Origin of the sequence: Mesorhizobium sp. M1A.F.Ca.ET.072.01.1.1, from assembly GCF_004023325.1 — a bacterium.
Taxonomy (GTDB): domain Bacteria; phylum Pseudomonadota; class Alphaproteobacteria; order Rhizobiales; family Rhizobiaceae; genus Mesorhizobium.
On record NZ_RZSF01000562.1, the window covers coordinates 1 to 2,473 of the forward strand.

Genomic DNA, 2,473 nt, shown 5'->3' on the forward strand with positions numbered 1-2,473 from the left:
GCCGCTGTTTCCACATGCGTGGTCTTCACCCCGGCCGGATCGGCGATGTTGACCGGACCGGACACGAGCCGGACATCGGCGCCGAGCTTCGCCAGTGCCGCCGCGATCTCGATGGCCAAGCTTCTGACGCTGCTGTTCGAGGTCACCGACCTCTTCGACATGGCGACGCGGACCGAGCTGGTGCTTTTGCAAAAGACCATGGTGGTGGTCGAAGGCGTGGCCCGCACGCTCGATCCGGCGTTCAACATGTGGAAGACTTCGGAGCCGGTGGTCAGCGACTGGATCGCGGGCAATCTCGGCCCGCGCGGCGTGCTCTCGGACGCGCGGGACGCCGGCAAGGCTTTGATCTCGCTGGCGAGGCAGGCGCCGGACATTGCGGTTCGCACCGAGCGGCTGTCGCGTGAAATCGACCTGATGGCCGAGCACGGCTTGCGCTTCGACGAGGCGACCGCGCGCGCGATCGGCAAGGCGGAGGCGCGCCACACCCGCTCCGGCCGCGTGGCGCTGTGGACCATTGCGCTGACGCTGATTTACATCGCGTGGCGGATTTTCTGACCGCCGGCCGCCTTGCTGCGGTTTGATTGCATTGCTATCATTGCTCGCACTGATTTGAAGCGGGGGTGCAATCAGATGGCCAGCATCACGATCCGCAACCTTGACGATGAAGTTAAGGACCTGCTGCGCCAATTGGCTGCCGAAAATGGCTGCTCGATGGAGGAGCAGGCCAGGGCGATGATCCGGGCGGCGGTTGAGGGCCGGGCAGGGCAGGCCGACCGCATCGACCAGATCGAGAAGACGCTGCGCGCGCTGACCGGCCCCGGCCAGCAAGCATCGCCGATCTCCAACTTTCTCGGCAAGCCATCAGTTCGCGGAACGCTCTCCGGCAAACGCGTCCTTCTCGTCATCGGCGGTGGGATCGCCGCCTACAAATCGCTCGATTTGATCCGGCGCCTGCGCGAGCGCGGCGCTTCCGTCCGGGTGGTAATGACATCAGCCGCGCAGGAATTCGTCACCACGCTGTCCGTCGGCGCGCTTTCGGCCGACCATGTTTTCACCGAACTCTTCGACCGCAATGACGAGCACGATGTCGGCCACATAAGGCTGTCGCGCGAGGCCGATCTGCTGGTCGTGGCGCCGGCCACCGCCGACCTGATGGCGAAGCTCGCCAACGGCCATGCCAATGATCTTGCCTCGACGGTGCTGCTTGCGACCGACAAGAAAGTGCTGATGGCGCCGGCGATGAATCCGAAGATGTGGTCGCATCCGGCGACGCGGCGCAACCGGGCGACCTTGCAGAAGGATGGCATCGCCTTTGTCGGGCCGGCCAAGGGCGAGATGGCGGAAAGCAACGAGGCGGGCGAAGGCCGCATGGCCGAGCCGCTGGAAATCGTGGCCGCGATCGAGGCGATGCTCGACGAGAAGCCGCAGCCGCTTGCGGGCCGCAAGATCATCGTCACCTCGGGGCCGACGCATGAGCCGATCGATCCGGTGCGCTACATCGCCAACCGTTCGTCCGGCAAGCAGGGCCATGCGATCGCGGCGGCACTGGCGAAGCTCGGCGCCGATGTCCGGCTCGTGTCCGGTCCGGTCAACATCGCCGATCCGGCCGGGGTGAAGACCACGCATGTGGAAACAGCGGCCGAGATGAAGGAAGCGGTCGAGAGCCTTTTGCCGGCGGACGCGGCTGTCTTCGTCGCGGCCGTCGCCGACTGGCGCACCGCGAATGCCGCCGGTGAAAAGATCAAGAAGGTGGCAGGGAAGGGCCCGCCGTCGCTCAAGATGGTCGAGAATCCCGACATCCTGGCGGGCGTCGGCCATCATGCGCAGAGGCCCGGTCTTGTCGTCGGCTTTGCCGCCGAGACGCAGGACCTCATCGGCAACGCCGAGGCCAAGCTCAGGAAGAAGGGCGCCGATCTCATCGTCGCCAACGACGTCTCGCATGGAAGCGGCATCGGCCCTTCCGGCGTTATGGGCGGCGATCGCAACAAGGTGCGCATCGTCTCGCGCACGGGCGTCGAGGAGTGGCCGGAGATGGGCAAGGACGAGGTGGCGACACGGCTCGCCGCATCGATTGCCGAGCGGCTGAAAACGACAGTGGTTTAGCTGGCCGCTGCCTGCGGTCGCATTGGCGGCAGCGCGATCCGCAGCGCGGCGATGCAGCCGAGGATCCCAAGCGGCACGAAGGCGAGGAAGAGCCAGCCGGCCACGCCTGCAGCCGCGTCACGATTGAGGCCTTGCGAGAAGCCGCTGGCGTTGGCCACAATGCCGGCAACGGCCGCGCCCACCGCGTAGCCGATCCGCTGCATGGTCGGCACGGCGGCCGAAGCGATCGTCTGCTCGCCGTCGCGGGCCGAAGCGACGATGACGCGCGTCAGGAACGGCCAGCAGACGCCGAAGCCGCCGCCCTGCAGCAGAGCGCAGAGCAGGATCAGCGGGATCGAACCTGCGGGGATGGCATAGGCGAAACCGGCAA

The 2,473-nt window shown here is 66.5% G+C and carries 1 protein-coding gene and 3 pseudogenes; 2 read left to right on the top strand and 2 right to left on the bottom strand.

All coding sequences use genetic code 11. From position 1 onward, the window contains the following. Positions 1-107, bottom strand: a pseudogene (locus tag EOA32_RS36260) (phosphopantothenoylcysteine decarboxylase); the annotation flags it as partial. Between EOA32_RS36260 and EOA32_RS36265 the strand changes: the two are divergent. Both EOA32_RS36265 and coaBC read left to right on the top strand, forming a co-directional pair. After that, positions 106-555: pseudogene (locus EOA32_RS36265) on the top strand (ubiquinone biosynthesis protein UbiB); the annotation flags it as partial. The pseudogenes EOA32_RS36260 and EOA32_RS36265 overlap by 2 nt on opposite strands. Before the next feature lie 75 nt (positions 556-630). Continuing rightward, positions 631-2,103 carry a bifunctional phosphopantothenoylcysteine decarboxylase/phosphopantothenate--cysteine ligase CoaBC gene (gene coaBC / locus EOA32_RS36270; protein ID WP_210214885.1) on the top strand — a complete coding sequence of 491 codons (1,473 nt, stop codon included), beginning with the start codon at positions 631-633 and terminating at the stop codon, positions 2,101-2,103. Here coaBC and EOA32_RS36275 read toward each other — a convergent pair. Then, a pseudogene (locus EOA32_RS36275) lies at positions 2,100-2,473 on the bottom strand (MFS transporter); the annotation flags it as partial. The gene coaBC and the pseudogene EOA32_RS36275 sit on opposite strands and share 4 nt — an antisense overlap.

Bases quoted from the DNA above. Each gene is read 5' to 3' on its own strand.
- coaBC (WP_210214885.1), top strand. From the start codon at position 631: ATGGCCAGCATCACGATCCGCAACCTTGACGATGAAGTTAAGGACCTG.